We start from the raw sequence: 20,094 nt of genomic DNA, 5'->3' as shown, positions 1-20,094 counted from the left end.
CCCTTAAAAGTCTTGCTAGCGCCTAGCACTCAGCTCTTCGTAGATAGATAAATAGCGATCAACCGTTCGATTCCAGCAGAACTCGCTTGTCACTCGCGCTAGGCTCTCTGCAGCCAAGCGCTCTCGTTGTTGATCATCTTTTGCTAAGGTTACAATAGCGTTTGCCAACCGCTCGCTATCGTCAACGGGCACGAGAATACCATTAGTTTCATTAACTAATTCTGGATTTCCACCGACATTTGTTGCAATGATGGGTAAGCGACAAGACATAGCCTCAAGGATGGTATTGGAGATACCTTCTCCCAGAGATGGTAAAACAAAAATATCGAAGTTTTTTAGTAACTCAGGGATATCATTGCGGTTACCTGCCAACCAAACAGAGTCCTGAAGTTGGGCATCCGCTACCTTAGCTTCCAAACTTTTAAATTCAGGCCCATCACCGACGATAATAAGCCGGAGGCGCTCGGCGAGTAGCGGCTCATTTTTCCTGATGAGCTCAAACGCTTCGAGTAAACTGATCTGGTTTTTAACCGCAGCGGCGCGCCCGACTGTACCGATGATAATAAGGTCATCACCACCAAACTCTTCAGGGAGTCCACAGACCTCAGTTACTGAAGAGCTCGATGAGAAGCGAGCATGATCAACGCCATTATAGATCTGCACGACTTTCTTTGGCGAAACGGCAACAGTATCCAATAACCACTGCTCTAAATCTTGGCTTACCGCGATATAACGATGCACAAAAAAGCGCATGACCTTTCTTAAGGCATTGTATTTGCGGTTGCTACCATCTAAATCATAAATATCACGCCCATGTTCACCATGAACTCTTTTAGCTCCCGGTACTAAGAACGCGATTGCCTGCATCTCTAACGCGGATAAATTACGCGTGTGGACAACATCCGGTTTTAACGTCCAAAGTAGCTTGAGTAAACGGTAGTAAAGGCCAAAGTCTTGCCCTTCTCGCTTATTAAGCTCAAATACTTTTACATCATCCGACTCGATTCGCTGAGAAAACTCCGTAGCATGCGTCAAGCATATAATGACATGCCGGACGCGATCTCGTGGAGTACGGTTGATTATGTTGATCAAGCCATTCTCTAGTCCGCCAGTGCCTAACTCGTGGATGATATGAACAACTAAAGGAATGTAGTCATCGGATACTCGCGGCACGATCAAGCTCCTGCTCTATAGTTGTTACAGCCTTGGCGGAGAACTCTTCAAGTAAGCGCACCTCATCACTTGCGAAGTTACGGTCCTCAACCGAAATCGAGGTTACAATCCACGCCGCATCCAGTCTTTGAAACGTCACTTTCGCTATCATTTCAAGCAACTTAGCCTTTAACCGGCTGGCAGTATACGTATCACCTACCCGATACCAAGACAAAACAATTAACGTTTCGGTTGCACCTGAAATCTCAGTACGAGTCACGTCAGTTGGTGTGCCATTGAGGCCAATGGAAGCCTTCGACTGAGATAACGTTCGCCAAGCATCATTTTCAGTAGACAATAACGTGTTGTTCCAACTGATTAGCTCCTCACCCTGTCGCTGGCTCGCAAAGTGTTGAACTACCACACCAATAGTTTTTCCCTCATAACGGTAGCCCTGCTTCGTGATACCACCACCCACCATATTCGGCTGCCACGCCCATGGATACGCTATCTGACTTACGCCCGTATCAACGAGCACTGGGAGCTCCGCCAATTGCTTCCCTGTCGCGCGATTATCAGAAAAGTACGCTAGAGCTGGGCCAGAAAGTGTAACCATCATCAAGGCAGCAAAAACGCCACCGAGCCTGTGAGTTGCAGGAGAATAAGTGTTTCTGACAGATTCAGAACCCTCTGTTCTCTCCGAAACATCATCGCTGAACCGGTTACCTACGGTCACAAGCACGAAGATTACAAGACCAAAAAAGACCCATCCGTATACGAGGTGATCCACACCGGTCGCAACCGTCATATCACTTAAGTGCCCTAACATCACAATGATATAGGCTCTAAACCCATTTGCGATGATCGGCACTAAGATCGAAGCAAGTATGAAAAGCACCTTCTTATATGGCTTTCGGTAAGTAAGGTGCGCGTATAAGAAACCGAGTGTTGTAGAGGCAATGAGATACCTGACACCGCTACAGGCTTCAACAACCGACCAGTTGCCCGTAGGTAACGAAAAGTAGAGACCTTCACGGAAAACAGGAATTCCGGATAGACGCACCATAGCAACCGTAAAGTCTGCGGTAAACTCCATCATCCCCGGCACCAATTCTTCACCCATCGGCACCATAAATAGTAGAAAACCAAGTGGAAACAGGAGTAGTTTTGCAGCCTCATTCCCGATCAGGGCCCAAATACCTCCGATCAGCACAATGACCACACCTAGCTGCTGTAGCAAGAGAGTGTCGACTAAGCTGCCTGCTAACCAAATCAGAGTGCCTATGCCTGCTAAAACCACACCGAGTAACGAGTGGCGTGGAGCTATATCAGCAAGCGCTTCGCGTTTACCCCAGACAAGCCATAGCGAAATTGGCAAGATTAAAAATGCATGTGTAAAGGTGTCAGAGCGTGACCAGACGCTAACCATTGAAGCTATCGTGTCGAAGAAAGTGACCGCCAAGACGACCAAGAAACAACTCAGCCAAACGGTATGCTGCTGCCAAGGGTTCGCGAACGAGTAACTCTTTGTCGGGGTAGAGGAGACGGTCATTTAAGATACCACTGCAGCACTATCAAGCAGAGTTTTAACGGTAGGCAAGCTCGACTCCCAACTAAAGTCCGCGATGACTCTGCTTCTCGCGGCTTTACCCATGTCAGTGTCTTTTGTTTCAACGATACGCGCTACTGCATCAATCACTTCTTGAGCCGTATTAGCTAGCACAACTTCTTGCTCTGGTATTGCAGAGATTCCCTCTAGCCCCATATCCGAAACAACAACGGGGGTCTCCATTGCCATGGCTTCGAGTACTTTATTCTGAATTCCACGGGCTATACGCATCGGAGCAACAGAAACCGCAGCTTGCGCAATATATGGACGTATGTCGTCAACGCGCCCAGTGACTTTGACTCCGGGAAGCGCCTCTAATTGTTTAACCGACGATGCGGGGTTGCTACCCACGATATAAAAGGTCAACGCCTCAAATTGAGCCTTGAGTGTTGGCAGCACCTCTTCAACAAACCAAGTCACCGCATCAATATTAGGCCAATAATCCATAGCTCCCGTAAAGACAACGGCAACTTCACCTTTACCATAAACGCTTGGGTAGTCATCTCTGGGGCGGAAAAACTCAGAGTCGACACCATTATTGTAGAAGCCTACTTTATCGGCATAAGCTGGCAACATTTCCCGAAAGAGCTGCGCCTCAGTTGAAGATACAAATAAGCTTGCGTCAAAGCTCTTAGCGATCCACTCTTCGTAGTTGAACAGGTACTTAGCTTCGCGCCGATACACCCAACTCATAGGCCAGGATTTCTTTTCAGCATACTGCGCCCACTTATCTGAATCAATATCAACCAAATCCAGTACTGTTTTCTCAAAAGAAACAGCATCGCCATCTAAAAACTGAGCCATGGGCGAAGAGAACGCTACAGCTTTAGTTACGCCCTTGCGCTGGTTAATATCGACAACCCAGCGAGACAGCTCTTGGTTAGCGTAGTAGGGAACGGATAAAGCTTGCCCGGTTAGTAACCCTCTGAGGCTACGCACCTTCGCCACCGTGGGGTTAATACCGATGAAAAGACACTCTTCACACATCGTCTCCAACTCTTCGGTGTACGCCCAATCCTGCTCATCGTCGATAAAGCACCCCAAATAAACGCGGTAATGCTTCACGAGGTACTTGAGCAGATTAAACGCCCGAATCTTATCGCCTTTATTAGGAGGAAAAGGAATACGATGGCATAACAACAAGAGTGATGGTTTCATTAACCGAGACTCCGAGAAAGCAGAGGTCCGAGGCGGTTAGCTACCGGTAATGGAAGTTTTTTCCACATATCGATAAACAGCTTATATTTAGGGTTGTTCGGATTTACTTCTGGAATAGAGTCCGACTCTACAAGGAAAAACTCATAGTTGAGCAGCTCTGGCTCAAACCCCCACCCTTTTTTAAATAGGTAAGGCCCGGTATCTTTTTTACTGCGACCAAAATCAAATACTCGGTAGCCTTCATCAACAGAGCGACGCATGAGTTCCCAATACATAAAATCATGTGCTTTTAGATGTTTAGCACTATCAAAACTACCGGCGTAGTATGGCAAAACTTGGTCTTTGAAATAGAAGCTCATCAAACCAGCAACATCTTTACCTTCATGCGTAATCATCAGTACGCGGCAATCTTTACCAAACTCCTCTCGCAAGCAGCGAAATAACTTTTGGGAAAAAACGGGCGTGCCTAAGTTTCTTACACTTTCTGCATACGTTGCAAAGAAGCGCTCCCAACCAGAATCCTCTTCACTCTGCAGGTTCGCTTTAATACCACCTCGAATCATTGCGCGACGCTTTCGAGGAATCGCCAACATGTTTTCTTCATTGTCCTCAGAAAGCGATTTTCGAAACGTGTAATAAAGCTCTTTTGTTGGCCAGCCACTACTGGTCTGCTCAATATTACGCATCTCAAGCGCCGAGACTTTAAGCTCTTTAGCAAGCTCACATGCTCGCATGCGCAGCTCAGCTTCCGCTTGTTCATTCAGAGCGACAATGCCTCCATAAACACAGAACGGTGTTGACGTAAGCGCACTACCAAACAGCCGACTTTTAATGTGCACCAACGGTAACACACCGACAATAGCGCCATCTTCCTCAGCATAAAGGAAGTATGTACGATGTTTAAAAGCACGTTCAATAACGCGCTTCCAACCTGCTCGATGAAAGAAAGTGGCGGAATCCGCTTGCGCAACAAACGCGTCCCATTGCTCAAACTTTGATTCAGATAATTCCAGTATCTGAAGACTCATGTCACTCTCCAAAAATATAGTTAAATCATGCAGGACAAACAGCTTTGCGCGCTGCTGCTATCTCTTGTGCAAACACTTCATCCATACGCCCCCAAGCGAAGTCGCCTAAGAGTTGATCTAAACGAGGCTCCATACGTGCCAAGTTGATGTAGTGCCTAAACTTGGTTTTTATCGGAATATCCCCGACACGAGGCTGCTCAGGGTCAACTTCCCATGGATGAAAATAAAAGTTACATGCTTGCTGCTCTTTCACATTCACTTGCTGCAAAGCCCATCGCGTCAAAGCATAAGGAAAGAAACGGAACCAACCGCCCCCGCCGAAATTAATGTTTTTTCCCATCACAGGATAAGTGGTCACAGGGATCTCGGCTAACTTTCCATCCGCTACCGAAAATGCAAAGCGTGATGCGCTCTGCATACCGTAGTGGTCATGCTGGATTGGCACGACACTTGAGCTGTACACATGACCGCTTTCAACTAACGTTTCAAACGCCCATAGGTTATCTTCACAAATAGAGTAGCTCGGAGCACGATACCCGGAAATTTCTACACCACCCACATCTTCGAGAACGGCTTTCGTTCTGGATACATCTTGAAAAAATGCCTCCGGTGTAAAACCCGTCACTCTCTGATGATCCCAGCCATGACTAGCTAACTCATGCCCCTCTTCTACAATGCGGCGCACCATATTAGGGTACTTTTCAGCAAGCCAGCCCAATGTAAAGAATGTTGCCTTGACGCTATGTGAATCAAACAGCGCTAATATGCGATCCATATTGCGCTCAACTCGGCATTCTTTACCTCCCCAATCGTCGCGATCAATGTGAGACTCAAAAGCAGAGACCTGGAAGTAATCTTCCACATCGACTGTCATAGCGTTAATAATGGGCTGATGACTCACTCAGAAGACTCCTGAGTAAACTGTTGTCGACACCAGCCTTCGGTAATTTCAACAATACGCTCGGCCGCCTTACCATCCCAATACTCAGGACGAGAAGAGCCTTTGGCAGTACCAAGCATAACTGTGTTGAAAGCAGCCCGAATAGCATCTGGGTCTGTACCAACAATCGTGTTAGTACCCTCATCGACAGTAATTGGGCGCTCAGTATTTTCTCGCAGCGTCAAACAAGGTGTACCTAAAGCCGTTGTTTCTTCTTGAATACCCCCAGAGTCTGTCAATACAACAGAGGCCCGATCCATCAAGCCGAGCATTTCCAAATAACCCATTGGTGGAAGCATGTGGATATTGGCATCAGACAGTAGTTTATCGAAACCACCTTGCTCTATTTTTGCCTTAGTACGTGGATGTACTGGGAAGACAAGCGGCAACTCGTTGCTAATCGAAACCAATGTATTAAGCAACCTTTCTAACACGATGGGATCGTCAACATTCGAGGGGCGATGCAGCGTTAGAAGTCCAAACGTTTGCGCCAAAGAAGATGCGTGATCGGTCTCTAGATGTTGTTTAAACGTCTGTGCAGGCTCAATGGCTCTTGGCAAGTTATATAGCAGCGTATCAATCATTACATTGCCAACAAAGTGAACTTTCTCTGCAGCAATACCTTCCGCCGTCAAGTTCCCCTCAGCCGAGCGCTCAGTCGTAAACAGAAGGTCTGATAGTTGATCGGTCAAGATTCTGTTGATCTCTTCTGGCATAGCGCGATCGCCGCTTCTTAACCCAGATTCAACATGAATAACGTTGATACCTTTCTTTACGGCAACTAACGCACATGCAATCGTCGAATTAACATCACCGACTACAAGCACCAAATGTGGATTCACGCGATCCATGACTGGCTCAAACGCTGTCATAATATTCGCCGTTTGCACCGCATGTGAGCCCGAACCAACACCAAGATCAACATCTGGCTCAGGTATTCCAAGCTGTTCGAAAAAAGACTCTTTCATCGCCTTGTCATAGTGTTGCCCCGTATGAACCAGCGTCGCTTCAAAGCGGTCGTTTGCTTCCAAAGCTCGCATGATCGGAGCAATCTTCATGAAATTCGGGCGCGCGCCCACAATACAGATAACTCTATATTTTTCGAAATTAAGCATAAAAATCTCTTATTTAAAGGCGAGTAGTAAAACGCAACTGAATTCGATTTTCCTGATACGAGTCACCAACATTGGCATCTCGATCTATGAACTGGTAAAGAAAGCCCACGCTTGTGTCATCATCTAAACGACGGTCCCAACCCAAACGAAGTTCATACTCATCAGCTTCCTCAGCGCCCCTGGAGGACCGAGTACCGATAAGACCTACATTAAGAGTAGATACCCGTGAGATCTGTCGCGAAAATGAAAGCCCAAGCTCACTCACTTCCTCATCATCACGCCCATCTTCATAATCTAGATTGGAATACGAGATATCTAACCCAAACTTAGATCGGCGACCACTGACAGACCAGCCCAATTTCAGCTTCTCGTTAATAAAAGCGCCCTCAGTCACACTATTGGCGCTAAGTTGCTGGACTAATTGCGTAAAAGGATCGACCGGATCACCTGCGGCGTCTCTATCGCTGAATGTAGACTGCCCTTCAATAAGGGAGTTAGAGTCAGATAGGTCTCGGCTATAACTTAAAGTCAACACACTACGTTTTAACTTGTGCGACAGCTCAAGAGTCGGGGTTGAGCCGAAAAATCTATCAACGTACCCAACGTTTAGGCGCGTTCTCGACGATGGAGTCCATACCGCCCCAACTTTCCATATACGGCCATCATTTGTATCGCGAACAGTTTCAAAATCGTTGTTTTCGCGACCAATTGTACCAGTCAAAGCAAAGTGCTCCGTAAACTGGTACCCGAGGCCGGCCTGAATAGTAGAGAAGCTCGATGCGCTATTATCAGTGTCTGTATCTCGGTAATCTGCACTCAGAGACACCGTAGCTTTACTACCTGCGAGCTCGCGGGCCACCTCAAACTCTGCCCCGGAAGTATCTGCTCCGCTCACGCTGTCATCCGAGCTTTCTTGACCCTGAAAAAATGTCGCCAGCTTAAAGCGATTGCCATTTTGATACGTTTTCTGAAGATACGGCTCTATGCGGTATGTATAAGTCTCGGTACGGTTACTATTCCTATTGAGAGGATCATCACCATTAGTAGGCCCTAACGCATCAATCGAGCGCTGCGAAACCTGGAGATTCGTATCCAGATAGGCAAAATTCTCGATCAGCTCTGTATCAAAACTCGAACTAATTCTCGGCGAGAAGCGATCAACATCTTCACCGCCAGCCGTTAGTTCAGCACTACCAATAAAACTAAATCTAGCGCGACCACCATCTCTCTTGATCAAAAGGTTCGGCGAAACTTTCGTAACAAATTCAGACGAACCACTCTCGTCATCACTGCTGCCATTATCCGAGTAAATACTCGACACAGAGAACCCTGCTTCCGTTTTCCAGTCTCTCGCTTGCGCTTGCGTTACACTGAATGCAACGCAAGCCGACAACCCACAGGCCACCAAACGGCAATGGTCTTTTCTACGTACGCCCGCCATAACCATATCCATATCCGTATCCATACCTCGCTGAAGCTTTGATATTTGAACGGTTCAGCACCATACCTACGACCGTATCATTGCCGATATACTGAAGCGCGTCAGTCACGGCCTCGTGAGAAGTTTTTCCCGCAGCGACAACAAATACAATTTGACCCATAAAGTTTGCGAGCACGCGCGCTTCAGTGGTCAACAATAGTGGTGGCGAATCAAACACGATAATCCGATCAGGGTAGCGCTGCGAAAGCTCTAACATAAAGCTCTTCATATCATCACTTGCCAGCAACTCAGTAGCGCGCTGATGCAACTTGCCAGACGGCAAAATTCGCAAATTAGGAATGTTTGTTTTCAGGACGACATCTCTAAAGCCTAGCGTTTTATCTTCAAGCAAGTCGATCAGACCAACACTATCCTTTGGAACCCCTAACAACGCGCCCGCGGAAGCTTTCGAAACATCAGCATCAACGAAGAGCACAGACTTCCCTTGCTCCATCGCGATACTCAGCGCTAGATTAACCGCAGAAAATGTCTTCCCCTCTCCCGGCAACGCACTTGCTACCATGATTAGGTTAGCATGCTGCACTTCTGTAGCACCTTTACCATCAATATTCAGCAACAAAGGTCGCTTAATACCACGATACTCTTCAGCTATTTGGCTGTTAGGCATCGAGGGAGAAAGCATACCCAACGCAGCCAAGCGAGATACCGGAATATTAATAAAGCCATGTTCAGACTCTGCTCCCTCTGGGACAACAGAAGTAGCTGGCTGCTGCGCGCTACTAACTGACTCAGCAGCTAACACCTCGTCCTGAGAGGCCGACAGATTTGAGGAATTAGCGTCCGCATCTTGATTCTTATCCAGATTGCGAATCGCTTTCTCTATAATACTCATGCGCCTCCCCTTATAGCCTGAAGCAGCGAGCTAACGCCTGACGTTTGAGCATCAAGCACTGAAACACCAACAAATACTAAAATCAAACACGAGAACACAGAGAAAAAGAGCACGTTATTTAGCAAGCTTCGACGCTTATCTGACGATGTTTTAATTTCAGCAACCGCGCCCAACACAGGAAGGCCTGTCACCTGTGTCAGCGACTCTCTGGTAATAAATACAGGCTTAAACAATGAAACAACAAACGCTAAACCAGCCCCTGCGCCAAGCGATAAAATAAAGACAACAGCATTTAGCAGTAGCTTATTCGGCTCATTTGGTTCAAGTGGCACAAACGGAGGATCTATCACGCGAAACTTTACATCATTCGCTTGCTGCTCAACATTGTCCGAAATCCGAGCTGATTCACGGCGTTTCAGCAGCGTATTATGCTGAGCCGATATCACATCGTAATCACGGTTCAATTGCTGCAGCTCGCTTTCGATAAGCGGAATATTATCCACTTTCTCTTCAAGACTTTTAACGCGACGAGCATACTCATCCACTCGCGTTTTAAGCTCAGCTTCAGTCGCTTCAGTTTGCGCCAACATAGTTCGCATCTGCTGATAAACTGGACTATTCAAAAGCCCCGAGAACTGCTCGGGCAAATTACTTTCAGCTCGTGCTATTGCACTTCCCTTCTTCGCCTCTAATGACGCAATAACTTCCTTGACTTGCAGTACATTAGGATGGCGATCAGTATACTTCAGCGCTAGTGTATCCAACTGCTGTTCGAGTGCAGAGATACGCTCATCGATCGCTAGGACTTCAGGCGAGTCATCAGCTTGCCCTGCCAAGAAGACTGGCTCTTCTCCATCGATTTGACGAACGAGCTCTGCTTTACGGTTGCGTGTTTCACGCAACTGCAAGGAAGCAGCCTCAAGCTGACCACGTTCAATTTCCAAGCGCTTATAATAACCACCCGTCTCACCAGGCAACACACCTACGTTACGCTGTTTAAAGTCAGCCAGGCGCGCTTCGGCTTCAATAAGACGCTGCTCATAATCTGCTATTTGCTTATCAAGGAATTCTTGCGCGCCACTACTATCCTTACGCTTATCACCAAGGGCACTTTCAACAAATACAGTAATTAACGACTGAACGACTTTTTTGGCGGTATTGCGGTCTTCATGCTTGAAGGATATCGAGTAAAGTGAAGCGTTTCTGCGCTCTCCGGCCAACGATATTGAGCTGCGCAAGTTCTCGAGCAACTCCTCCTTCTCGCCGTCATTCTTTACATAAAGATCCAGATCAGCCATACGCATCAGCTTTTCCAGATTCGGCCGACTTAGCAGGGTTCGGCTCATAAGAGCAATACGCTGATCCACATCAGGCTGGATTGCCAAACCACGCAACAAAGGCCTAAGAACCGAGTTGGTATCCACATGTATACGGGCAGTAGCAATATATTTTTCTGGTGTCAGTGATACAGCTAACCAACCACCCATGGCAATTAACCAAACCAGAACTAAGCCGACCCAACGAAAGCGCCACGCGCCCCATAATGCACTGTGTAACTGAGCAACAATCTCACGCATTGATTTTTATACGCCCTTGTAAAAAGAAGATTAAAACCAGGCTTCAGGAATTACTACGATGTCGCCAGGCTTCATCGCCATGTTCGCAGCGATATCACCTTCATTAAGGAGCGAATCCAAACGCAAGCTATAAGTCTGCTGTTCACCGTCTACCATACGAATGAGCTTAGCCGCATCTCCGTCTGCAAACTCATTAAGACCACCCACCAAAATCATGACATCAAGCAAAGTCATGTGCTTAGAGTAAGGTACACCTGTGGGGCTAACGCCATCACCAACAACCCTAATCTGCTGATCAGGAATGGTGACAAACTCGTCAATAATGACAGTTACAATAGGGTTCTTGATATATTGGGAGTAGACCTCTTCGATCTCGCGCGCAAGCTCTGTGGAGGTCCTTCCGCTTGCCTGCAGATCTTCTGCTAAGCGCGTTGTAATCTTGCCATCCGGGCGAACCGGGACGGTTACGGAAAGATCGTCATTACCCCATACAAAGATCTGCACGTCATCGCCAGGTCCAATAACATAGTTGTAGTCGTATTCAGCAAAGCGCTCCTCTTCAGCAACCATCGGATGATCTGAGTTGATGCTACAGCCGGATAACACAGCCGCACACACTGCCAAAGGTAGAGACTTTCTCAAAAACTTCGATACAAAAAGGTGCACTTCCTCGCCCTCCAAAATCAGGTTCCAATACTCTACAAAGTAGGACACTTTGGCCCATTACGCACACACCGTTGTCAATCTAACATACAAAAATGTCAGATCGAATAACTACTTATCGAGCCAATACGGGGAACACTATCGATATAGAATTAGGGGAGGCATGATACCCCCCTGAAAATGACGACAAGATGAACGCAGCCAATTGGCTACGCTGTTTGACCAAACTGAATGGCAGGCGGGGTAATTTCGATCATTTGTTTATCAAGCCTAGCCACTGACAGCAAGTGCTTAAACTGATCAAATCCATTTTCAACGGGCACCTCAACATCTTCTAGGATGTAATAGTCAAAACCCAACTTTTTATGAAGCTTCATAAACAAGCGCGTACGAATACCTTCCGAGATGTATAGAGAGTACAAAAAGCCTTTATTTTTGGCAGACTCAGTTAAAGCGTTGCAAAACTGCAACAAATCAACCTTATTACGATACTTAGGATCAATGGCCAAACGCGACCATTGGCAATATTGCGATAACGGCTCTTGCTCGATGGAAAGGTATCTACGCATATCAACATCACCCGCTTCAAACGGCAGTCGGTGTCCGGGTAACTTCGATGGATCAAGCATTCTAACACCACCAATACAACGATCCCCGTCACGAATGACCAGCACATCGCTCAACCCATCATAGCAGTCTTCCCCCCCATCAAAGCCCGCAACACCGAGCTCTAAACGGAAGCACTGTTCACGTATCCTATAGTACTGTTGCAACATTCTCGGCTCACGAGACAGCTCAAAACTAACACTCATGTAGCTACTCTCTTTTCTGACTGTGTGATTGCGGCATAAAACAGCAGCGGGATTGCTATGAAAAAAACACGCCAATTAAAAAAGTTTCTTTTAACATCATAACTTTACGACCCACAGCACCCCTCAAAGGGCCGCAAAGTGTCACCACTTTGCGACAAAACAAGACCGCGAATTATTATTTTTAGCTAAATCATATAGTTACAGAAAGACACTATAATGACAGGTTTGCATTTGCTGCACACAAACTTAACGGCTCGAAACAAGTTAACAAATAAATAAGAAATGTGTAGTGTTTTTTTAGGAAAATGTGAAACTTTTGAACTTGAATCAAACACAAGTTTGATTAAGCGCAAATTAAAAGAGCAAAGAAGGGAAGCGCGCACCTAACAAAACGATGCGCGTCGAACTCTCAGAAAACAGGTGATTAATGAAGACTGTCAAAAAGAGAAATAAACTCTAGCGTAAGCTTGTGGCTCGGGGCTTGAAAGATCAATGGTAAGCAAGCAGCGTGAGACTCCTTCATTTTCACAGATGCGGACAGTTTTTGCTCTAGAATCGGCAACCCTTCTGCTTTCAGCTCCGCAACAACTTGCTGCGGCAGAGATGCTCTAGCTTGATATTGATTCACAACGATCCCCTCTATTGTTAACGCCTCGTTGTGATCTAGGCACACCTCACGAACGTTTTCCATCAAGGCATACAAACCCGCCCGCGCAAAATCGTCACAATCAAACGGCACCAAGCACCGTTCAGCAGCCACTAAAGCCGACAAAGAAAAGAAGTTAAACGCAGGAGGCGTATCAATATAAATGGCATCAAACTCACTTAGTTGGTTTAAAGCATCTCGAAGTTTATATATTTTATGCTTACTCTCGAGCTTGCTTTGCAGATCGCCTAAAGAAGAATTCGAAGGGATAACAAACAAGTTGTCGTGATCAGTGGCGTGTATAAACTCTTGTGGGGCTTGAGGCTTAAGTTGAAAGGTTAGCACTTGCTCGAAAAAGTCCTTAATATCTTTCCCCTCTCGAACCTCTTTGCCGAGAAGATAGTCAGTCGCATTCCCTTGAGGATCTAGATCAACCACGACTGTTTTCTTCCCTTGCGCAGCGCTAATAGCAGCCAAGTTAACAGCAATGCTCGATTTCCCAACACCACCTTTCTGATTGTATACAACTCGTTTCACAGCTATCCCTCCTGATGGTTAGCCCTGAGAAAGTAATTCACGAAGATCGATAATCGCCGCATTCGCTCGGGATATATAAGATGCCATCACCAGCGAGTGATTGGCCAAGAAACCAAACTCAGTACCATTCAAAATAACAGGGCTCCAAATAGTGCCTTGAGTCGCCTCTAATTCGCGAATGATCTGCAACAGACTCACACGTGCATTTTTCTTATCCAAAGCTGGCCCAAAATCGCGCTCAACTGCTTTTAACAGATGAATCAATGCCCACGCAGTGCCGCGAGCTTCGTAAAAAACATCATCGATCTCAAACCACGATGTTTTGACTTCAAGCTCGCTGGCAGAGGGGTTCGTAACACCTGCCGGTTCCGTATCAAGATTGACGCGCTTTTGACCAACGCTAGCACTAAGGCGCTGAGATAAACTACCTAAACGAGTGCTTACATCCCCCAACCAACCATTGAGGTTGTCCGCACGAGCATAAAACTGGGCAGATTGCTCAGCAGGATTCTCTAAACGGGCCAAATACTCCCTAAACCCTTTTAACGCTTTCTTATACTCACTTTCTGTTGCAGGAAACAACCAACTATTATTATTGAAGTTCAGCATGGGCTCTGCTTGAGCCAGAGACGAGTCTTCGGTTGATTGGGATTGAGAGCGGCTAAAATCCTTACGCATAGCACGTGCCATATCTCGCGCTTGCACAAGAACGCCGAACTCCCAGTTAGGCATATTGTCCAACCAAACACCTGGAGGCAGTTTATCGTTGCTGATGTAGCCACCCTGCTTCTCCAATAAAGTCGCCGTCACATCGATCAGAGCTGTCGTCGTTGCCACACCCGCCACGTCTGACTTAGCAGGCAATGCGGGCTGGTCTGGCTCAATACTCCAGAAAACACCAAGCGCTCCAGCAATTGCCACATAAAGCAATACCAGCAAGGCTACACCTTTAAGAAGAGCGCTTCCCGAAAACACGCCTAACACACCATCCCACAACGAAAACCAAACCCTTTGCAGTCGATCTAACATATCTATCCCCATCTAATTTACACTCAGTATGCCAAATTGTGCACCGCAATAAAATCTTAGCAGCAGAGCTTATTTAACTTGTTGCAGACAAACACGAATCCATCCACCTTTTACGCTAACAACAAAGTGGCTATTGTACATGTTTTGAACAGCAAAATTACGTGAACGCCAGATAACTAAGAGTTACGAACGTCGTCAAACTCGCATACATCCTGCTGATAATTACATAAAAACTGGACTCTTAAAATTCTTTAATGCAAACTTACCGCAGGTCATCCGTTATCTGGAATTATTAACCGTTTTAAGGCAGCTTTCATGTCCACGTTTTTGTTAATTAATGGTCCCAACCTTAATTTGTTAGGCACGCGTGAACCTGAAATCTATGGTGCTGACACGCTCGCTGATGTCGAGCAATCGCTCAGTGCTGAAGCCACTACAAGTGGTCACGACCTGCTATGCTATCAAAGCAACAGTGAAGGCGACCTCGTAAATCGCATCCATCAAGCCCGCGACGAAAACGTAGCCGCCATCATCATCAACCCCGCAGCTTATACTCATACGAGCGTCGCGATTCGCGATGCACTCTTAGGAGTACAGATCCCTTTCATCGAAGTTCATCTATCGAACGTACACGCAAGGGAACCTTTCAGGCATCACTCCTATCTATCAGACATCGCTAAGGGCGTTATCTGTGGCTTGGGAGTTGCAGGGTACAGTTATGCATTGTCATCTGCCATCCAGATAACCACCGATCAATAAACACTTAATTTACTTGAACGCAGAGATTACAGAATGGACATCCGCAAGGTTAAAAAGCTGATTGAACTTCTTGAAGAGTCAAACATCAACGAAATCGAAATCAAAGAAGGCGAGGAGTCTGTACGCATCAGTCGTGCGTCCAGCGTTCAACCACAGATGGCTATGCCAATCGCTCAACCAGCGGCAGTTGCTGCAGCACCAGCGCCGGTAGCGGCGGCTGCGCCTGTTGCTGAACCAGCGGAAGCAAAGCATAACGGTCACGTTGTACTTTCACCGATGGTGGGTACGTTCTACCGCGCTCCATCACCAAGCTCACCTGCTTTCATCGAAGTAGGCAAAACAGTAAAAGCTGGTGATGTTATTTGTATCGTCGAAGCGATGAAAATGATGAACCAGATCGAAGCAGACAAATCAGGCGTTATCGAAGCCATTCTAGTGGAAGACGGACAGCCTGTTGAGTTCGACCAACCACTGGTTACTATCGTCTAACTTCACAGAATCTACAGCTAGAGGAATGAACCCCAATGCTGGATAAAGTCGTTATCGCCAACCGTGGCGAAATCGCGCTACGCATACTGCGTGCCTGTAAAGAGCTCGGCATCAAGACGGTGGCTATACACTCAAAGGCCGACCGTGATTTGATGCACGTACGCTTGGCAGACCAAGCTGTTTGTATTGGTCCTGCGCAATCAGCGCAAAGCTACTTAAACATCCCTGCGATCATCAGTGCTGCGGAAGTAACAGACGCCACCGCTATCCACCCAGGCTATGGTTTTTTGGCTGAAAATGCCGATTTCGCAGAGCAGGTTGAACGCTCCGGATTTACTTTTATAGGTCCTCGTGCAGATACAATTCGACTAATGGGCGACAAAGTATCTGCTATCGATGCGATGAAGAAAGCGGGCGTCCCAACGGTACCAGGCTCCGATGGCCCACTACCGGATGACAACAGCAAGCTTCACGCGATTGCCAAACGCATTGGCTACCCTGTGATCATCAAAGCCGCTGCAGGCGGCGGTGGTCGAGGTATGCGCGTCGTTAACTCAGAAGCTTCCCTGATTAGCTCAATCCACGTGACTCAATCAGAAGCTGCAGCTGCGTTCGGTGATGCAACGGTTTACATGGAGAAATTCCTAGAAAACCCACGTCACGTTGAAGTCCAAGTCCTGGCAGATGGCCAAGGTAATGCGATTCACCTGTATGACCGTGATTGCTCCTTGCAGCGCCGCCACCAAAAAGTCGTTGAAGAAGCGCCAGCGCCACACCTTGATCCAGCAGCACGTGCAGAGGTATTGCAAGCCTGCGTGGATGCATGCATCGAGATCGGCTACCGCGGTGCTGGCACATTTGAGTTCCTATACGAAGATGGTCGTTTCTACTTCATCGAAATGAACACACGTGTTCAGGTAGAACACCCGGTCACTGAAATGGTAACCGGTGTTGATATCGTAAAAGAGCAACTACGCATCGCTGCAGGACATCCACTGTCCATCAAGCAAGAAGATGTGAAGCTGCGCGGTCACTCATTCGAATGTCGCATCAACGCGGAAGATCCAAAGTCTTTCCTACCGAGCCCAGGTAAGGTTATCCACTTCCATGCTCCAGGTGGTAATGGTGTTCGCGTTGACTCACACCTTTATGATGGCTATACGGTGCCGCCTCACTACGACTCGCTGATCGCTAAGTTGATCACGTTCGCAGATGACCGTGAAACCGCATTGATACGTATGAAGAACGCACTGGACGAGATGCTAGTTGAAGGCATCCGCACCAATATCGAGCTGCATCAAGATATTGTTGATGACGGCGCGTTCCAGCAAGGTGGGGTGAACATCCACTACCTTGAGAAGAAGCTAGGGCTATAAGTTAGCTCCCTGCAAACAAAGCCCGCCCAGTGCGGGCTTTTTTACACAAGTCACTCTTACTATCGTGTCTTTTCGCTATAGTATTAGAAAGATCGAACCCTATTACGGAAACTTCCATGCCTTGGCTCCAAGTAAAGCTAGATATCGCTCCTGATCAATCAGAATCATATGAAGAGATTCTTATGGCAGCAGGCAGCGCAGCTGTGACCTATGAAGACGGCGCAGATCAACCTATTTTTGAGCCTGATTTAGGTACAACACCCTTGTGGAATAAAACCCGCATCACCGGGCTATTTTCAGCAGACCACAACATCAAGGCACTGCAAAGTTACATCACCGAAGCACACCAACTTGTTTTTCAGCAAGATGACGCGCCTCAAATCCACGCAGAGATCCTCGAAGATAAAGATTGGGAACGTGAGTGGATGAGCAACTACCATCCGATGCAGTTTGGCGAACGCCTATGGATATGCCCAAGCTGGCGTGAAGCACCCGATCCGGACGCAGTTAACCTATTGCTAGACCCCGGCCTTGCGTTCGGCACCGGAACTCACCCAACAACAGCACTGTGCCTAGAGTGGCTCGACCAACAAAATCTGGTTGATAAAGATGTCACTGATTACGGCTGCGGTTCGGGTATTTTAGGGATTGCTGCTCTTTTGCTGGGTGCGAAGCATACGGTTGCCGTCGATATTGACCCGCAAGCCCTCACCGCGACCAATGATAACCTAGCGCGTAACAATCTTGCGCCAGCCAAGCTGGATACCTATCTGCCAGAGCACACACCCGCTCACCAAAGTGATGTATTAGTTGCCAATATTCTCGCCGGGCCTCTTGTGGAGCTCGCACCGACAATTGCCCAACACGTAAAATCAGGCGGCTTGCTGGCACTGTCAGGTCTATTAAAAGCACAAGCTGACGAGATCGTGACCACCTACAGCGAATGGTTTGATCTTGATCCTATCGCCTACAAAGAAGATTGGATTCGCGTTACCGGTACCAAAAAATGACCACAAAGCTCACAGCGCGCTGTCCAGCCTGTAATACAACATTTCATATTACACCGCAGCAATTGCAAGTTGCTGAAGGACGCGTGCGTTGTGGGCAATGCTCAACCCTCTTTGATGCAAAGCCGAGTAGCACTGAGCCACTATTGCCACCGACGGGGTCCATGCCGCCTCTGACCTCAGCGGAAAAGGCACTTAGCATGACTGACGATACGCTATTCACCCTCGACAGCACGCTACCAACCATTCGGCCTAAGCAACGTCACCTGTTATCGTCATTATTAATCATTCTGCTCAGTTTGTTGCTGGTTTGTCAGGTTCTCTGGTTTAACCAGCAACACTGGCGCACCTCGCCATTTCTCTTACCTCTGTACGAGCAGTTTAACTTGTCACCCTGGCAAAACATTAAACAGATTCGGAACGAGCAACTTGTGGTGCAGCCACACCCCGAATTCCAAGATGCCATCCGTGTCTCGTTGCGTCTTAAAAATACTGCCCCAATTCCACAACCATTCCCGCGCCTAAAGCTCACATTTTCTGACTTGAAAGGTCGTGTGGTCGCATCGCAAATTTTCACCCCAAAGACCTATTTAGACCGAGAGCGGTTCGACCCAAAATCGATGCCTTCCGACACTCCCCTGCAGTTCCAACTCGACCTTCTCGCACCGAGTCGACGCGCTGTCAGTTACCAGCTTGAGCTCTTTCCTGCAAGCTAAAAAACGCTCAAAATTTCACCAAAAATCCTTGGACGATCTACCGCTAAACGGTATGATTACGCCCTTTCCTTTGAACACCCATCCAGCCATTATTTCGATAGCGGCTGGTATCTATTTATCTGAATTTAAGGTCTGTCATGTTCCAAATTGGCCCTTACAGGATTGACAGTCAGGTCGTACTTGCTCCCATGGCAGGCGTTACCGACCAACCCTTTCGAAAGCTATGTCGAAAGCTTGGTGCAGGTCTTGTTGTCTCGGAGATGGTCACGTCTGACACGCGCCTTTGGAACAGCCGAAAGTCTCAATATCGCCTCAACCACGCAGGCGAAGAGGAACCACGCTCAATACAAATTGCAGGCGGTGATCCACAGGTGATCGCTGAAGCTGCACGTATGAACGTTGAACGCGGTGCTCAGATAATCGATATCAATATGGGTTGCCCGGCGAAAAAAGTGTGTAACAAAGCGGCCGGCTCAGCTCTGCTTCAAGATGAACCTCTTGTGCTTGAGATTCTTAAAGCTGCGGTGGCAGCCGTTGATGTACCTGTTACGCTCAAAATTCGCACCGGATGGTCACCAGAGAACCGCAATGCTGAGACGATTGCACGTATGGCGGAGGATGTTGGCATTCAAGCGCTAGCGATTCATGGCCGTACCCGTGCATGTGGGTACCGTGGTGACGCTGAGTACGACACCATCGCCCGCGTTCGCAACAGCATTGAGATTCCCCTGTTCGCCAACGGCGATATCACCAGCGCCCGCAAAGCCAAGGAGGTGCTTGACTGCACCGGCGCTGATGCAGTGATGATTGGCCGTGCAGCTCAAGGTAACCCTTGGATATTCAGAGAGATTAACCACTTCCTTCAACATGGAACAGAACTGCCCAAGCCAACGTCTGAGGTGGTCAAAACCACACTCTTGAACCACTTGGCAGCTTTGCACGAGTTCTATGGCGAATACATGGGAGTGCGTATCGCGCGTAAGCACGTCGGATGGTACTTGCATCATCAGCCAAATGGCGTATCGTTCCGCGCTCGCTTCAATAAACTAGAATCAGCAGTCGAGCAGGTAGCCGCTATTGAGCACTATTTTTCCGCTGCTCACTCATCATCAACGGCCGCCTGATTCATTAATAGGTATATAAGAACT

At 47.5% G+C, this 20,094-nt stretch carries 19 protein-coding genes; 6 read left to right on the top strand and 13 right to left on the bottom strand.

Annotated elements, in window-relative coordinates:
• Positions 1-15 precede the first annotated feature (15 nt).
• From E4L36_RS04000 to E4L36_RS03940, 13 genes are all read right to left on the bottom strand, one after another.
• Positions 16-1,173, bottom strand: a complete 1,158-nt coding sequence (locus E4L36_RS04000; RefSeq protein WP_169051461.1) for a TIGR03088 family PEP-CTERM/XrtA system glycosyltransferase — start codon at positions 1,171-1,173, stop codon at positions 16-18.
• Positions 1,154-2,704: an exosortase A gene (xrtA, locus tag E4L36_RS03995; protein WP_136679330.1), complete on the bottom strand. Its 1,551-nt coding sequence runs from the start codon at positions 2,702-2,704 to the stop codon at positions 1,154-1,156. The genes E4L36_RS04000 and xrtA overlap by 20 nt, the downstream gene beginning before the upstream one ends.
• Entirely contained in the window at positions 2,705-3,919 is a 1,215-nt protein-coding gene (locus E4L36_RS03990; RefSeq protein WP_136679329.1) for a TIGR03087 family PEP-CTERM/XrtA system glycosyltransferase, read from the bottom strand.
• Positions 3,919-4,947 carry a FemAB family XrtA/PEP-CTERM system-associated protein gene (locus E4L36_RS03985; protein WP_136679328.1) on the bottom strand — a complete coding sequence of 343 codons (1,029 nt, stop codon included), beginning with the start codon at positions 4,945-4,947 and terminating at the stop codon, positions 3,919-3,921. Before E4L36_RS03985 ends, E4L36_RS03990 begins: the two co-directional genes overlap by 1 nt.
• Positions 4,948-4,972: 25 nt before the next feature.
• A complete protein-coding gene (locus tag E4L36_RS03980) occupies positions 4,973-5,848 on the bottom strand; it encodes an XrtA system polysaccharide deacetylase (protein WP_240770669.1) in 876 nt (291 codons plus the stop codon).
• Positions 5,845-7,002, bottom strand: coding sequence for a UDP-N-acetylglucosamine 2-epimerase (non-hydrolyzing) (gene wecB, locus E4L36_RS03975; RefSeq protein WP_136679327.1), 1,158 nt, complete (start codon positions 7,000-7,002; stop codon positions 5,845-5,847). The genes E4L36_RS03980 and wecB overlap by 4 nt, the downstream gene beginning before the upstream one ends.
• A gap of 13 nt (positions 7,003-7,015) precedes the next feature.
• Entirely contained in the window at positions 7,016-8,455 is a 1,440-nt protein-coding gene (locus tag E4L36_RS03970; RefSeq protein ID WP_169051460.1) for a TIGR03016 family PEP-CTERM system-associated outer membrane protein, read from the bottom strand.
• Positions 8,427-9,335: an XrtA-associated tyrosine autokinase gene (locus E4L36_RS03965; protein ID WP_136679325.1), complete on the bottom strand. Its 909-nt coding sequence runs from the start codon at positions 9,333-9,335 to the stop codon at positions 8,427-8,429. The genes E4L36_RS03970 and E4L36_RS03965 overlap by 29 nt, the downstream gene beginning before the upstream one ends.
• Positions 9,332-10,912, bottom strand: a complete 1,581-nt coding sequence (locus tag E4L36_RS03960) for an XrtA system polysaccharide chain length determinant (RefSeq protein ID WP_136679324.1) — start codon at positions 10,910-10,912, stop codon at positions 9,332-9,334. Before E4L36_RS03960 ends, E4L36_RS03965 begins: the two co-directional genes overlap by 4 nt.
• A gap of 30 nt (positions 10,913-10,942) precedes the next feature.
• On the bottom strand, positions 10,943-11,626 hold the full coding sequence (locus tag E4L36_RS03955) for an XrtA/PEP-CTERM system exopolysaccharide export protein (protein ID WP_206052663.1): 684 nt from the start codon (positions 11,624-11,626) through the stop codon (positions 10,943-10,945).
• A 158-nt stretch (positions 11,627-11,784) separates the two neighbouring features.
• Positions 11,785-12,387 carry a GNAT family N-acyltransferase gene (locus E4L36_RS03950; protein WP_136679323.1) on the bottom strand — a complete coding sequence of 201 codons (603 nt, stop codon included), beginning with the start codon at positions 12,385-12,387 and terminating at the stop codon, positions 11,785-11,787.
• Positions 12,388-12,811: 424 nt separating this feature from the next.
• On the bottom strand, positions 12,812-13,570 hold the full coding sequence (locus tag E4L36_RS03945) for a ParA family protein (protein ID WP_127694301.1): 759 nt from the start codon (positions 13,568-13,570) through the stop codon (positions 12,812-12,814).
• Between the two features lie 18 nt (positions 13,571-13,588).
• Positions 13,589-14,599, bottom strand: coding sequence for a DUF2333 family protein (locus E4L36_RS03940; protein ID WP_136679322.1), 1,011 nt, complete (start codon positions 14,597-14,599; stop codon positions 13,589-13,591).
• 315 nt (positions 14,600-14,914) lie between these two features.
• Here E4L36_RS03940 and aroQ point away from each other — a divergent pair, with 315 nt between their 5' ends.
• From aroQ to dusB, 6 genes are all read left to right on the top strand, one after another.
• Positions 14,915-15,358 carry a type II 3-dehydroquinate dehydratase gene (gene aroQ / locus E4L36_RS03935; protein ID WP_136679321.1) on the top strand — a complete coding sequence of 148 codons (444 nt, stop codon included), beginning with the start codon at positions 14,915-14,917 and terminating at the stop codon, positions 15,356-15,358.
• Between the two features lie 33 nt (positions 15,359-15,391).
• The gene (gene accB / locus E4L36_RS03930; RefSeq protein WP_127694304.1) at positions 15,392-15,847 is read left to right on the top strand and encodes an acetyl-CoA carboxylase biotin carboxyl carrier protein; all 456 of its coding nucleotides are present in this window, start codon (positions 15,392-15,394) and stop codon (positions 15,845-15,847) included.
• A 35-nt stretch (positions 15,848-15,882) separates the two neighbouring features.
• Positions 15,883-17,223: an acetyl-CoA carboxylase biotin carboxylase subunit gene (gene accC, locus E4L36_RS03925; protein ID WP_136679320.1), complete on the top strand. Its 1,341-nt coding sequence runs from the start codon at positions 15,883-15,885 to the stop codon at positions 17,221-17,223.
• 116 nt (positions 17,224-17,339) lie between these two features.
• On the top strand, positions 17,340-18,233 hold the full coding sequence (prmA, locus tag E4L36_RS03920; RefSeq protein ID WP_127694306.1) for a 50S ribosomal protein L11 methyltransferase: 894 nt from the start codon (positions 17,340-17,342) through the stop codon (positions 18,231-18,233).
• Positions 18,230-18,946 (top strand): zinc-ribbon and DUF3426 domain-containing protein, encoded by a 717-nt coding sequence (locus E4L36_RS03915; RefSeq protein ID WP_136679319.1) that lies wholly within the window; start codon positions 18,230-18,232, stop codon positions 18,944-18,946. The genes prmA and E4L36_RS03915 overlap by 4 nt, the downstream gene beginning before the upstream one ends.
• Positions 18,947-19,083: 137 nt before the next feature.
• Positions 19,084-20,070, top strand: a complete 987-nt coding sequence (gene dusB, locus E4L36_RS03910) for a tRNA dihydrouridine synthase DusB (protein ID WP_136679318.1) — start codon at positions 19,084-19,086, stop codon at positions 20,068-20,070.
• Positions 20,071-20,094 lie beyond the last annotated feature (24 nt).

This window comes from Neptunomonas sp. XY-337, from assembly GCF_004959845.1.
Classification (GTDB): domain Bacteria; phylum Pseudomonadota; class Gammaproteobacteria; order Pseudomonadales; family Balneatricaceae; genus Neptunomonas; species Neptunomonas marina.
The sequence above is the reverse complement of the archived record's forward strand: the minus strand, read 5'-3'. Positions and strand labels throughout refer to the sequence as shown.

Bases quoted from the DNA above. Each gene is read 5' to 3' on its own strand.
- E4L36_RS03990 (WP_136679329.1), bottom strand. From the start codon at position 3,919: ATGAAACCATCACTCTTGTTGTTATGCCATCGTATTCCTTTTCCTCCT.
- accB (WP_127694304.1), top strand. From the start codon at position 15,392: ATGGACATCCGCAAGGTTAAAAAGCTGATTGAACTTCTTGAAGAGTCA.
- wecB (WP_136679327.1), bottom strand. From the start codon at position 7,002: ATGCTTAATTTCGAAAAATATAGAGTTATCTGTATTGTGGGCGCGCGC.
- E4L36_RS03950 (WP_136679323.1), bottom strand. From the start codon at position 12,387: ATGAGTGTTAGTTTTGAGCTGTCTCGTGAGCCGAGAATGTTGCAACAG.
- dusB (WP_136679318.1), top strand. From the start codon at position 19,084: ATGTTCCAAATTGGCCCTTACAGGATTGACAGTCAGGTCGTACTTGCT.
- E4L36_RS03940 (WP_136679322.1), bottom strand. From the start codon at position 14,599: ATGTTAGATCGACTGCAAAGGGTTTGGTTTTCGTTGTGGGATGGTGTG.
- xrtA (WP_136679330.1), bottom strand. From the start codon at position 2,704: ATGACCGTCTCCTCTACCCCGACAAAGAGTTACTCGTTCGCGAACCCT.
- aroQ (WP_136679321.1), top strand. From the start codon at position 14,915: ATGTCCACGTTTTTGTTAATTAATGGTCCCAACCTTAATTTGTTAGGC.
- E4L36_RS03970 (WP_169051460.1), bottom strand. From the start codon at position 8,455: ATGGATATGGTTATGGCGGGCGTACGTAGAAAAGACCATTGCCGTTTG.
- prmA (WP_127694306.1), top strand. From the start codon at position 17,340: ATGCCTTGGCTCCAAGTAAAGCTAGATATCGCTCCTGATCAATCAGAA.
- accC (WP_136679320.1), top strand. From the start codon at position 15,883: ATGCTGGATAAAGTCGTTATCGCCAACCGTGGCGAAATCGCGCTACGC.
- E4L36_RS03915 (WP_136679319.1), top strand. From the start codon at position 18,230: ATGACCACAAAGCTCACAGCGCGCTGTCCAGCCTGTAATACAACATTT.
- E4L36_RS03965 (WP_136679325.1), bottom strand. From the start codon at position 9,335: ATGAGTATTATAGAGAAAGCGATTCGCAATCTGGATAAGAATCAAGAT.
- E4L36_RS03985 (WP_136679328.1), bottom strand. From the start codon at position 4,947: ATGAGTCTTCAGATACTGGAATTATCTGAATCAAAGTTTGAGCAATGG.
- E4L36_RS03960 (WP_136679324.1), bottom strand. From the start codon at position 10,912: ATGCGTGAGATTGTTGCTCAGTTACACAGTGCATTATGGGGCGCGTGG.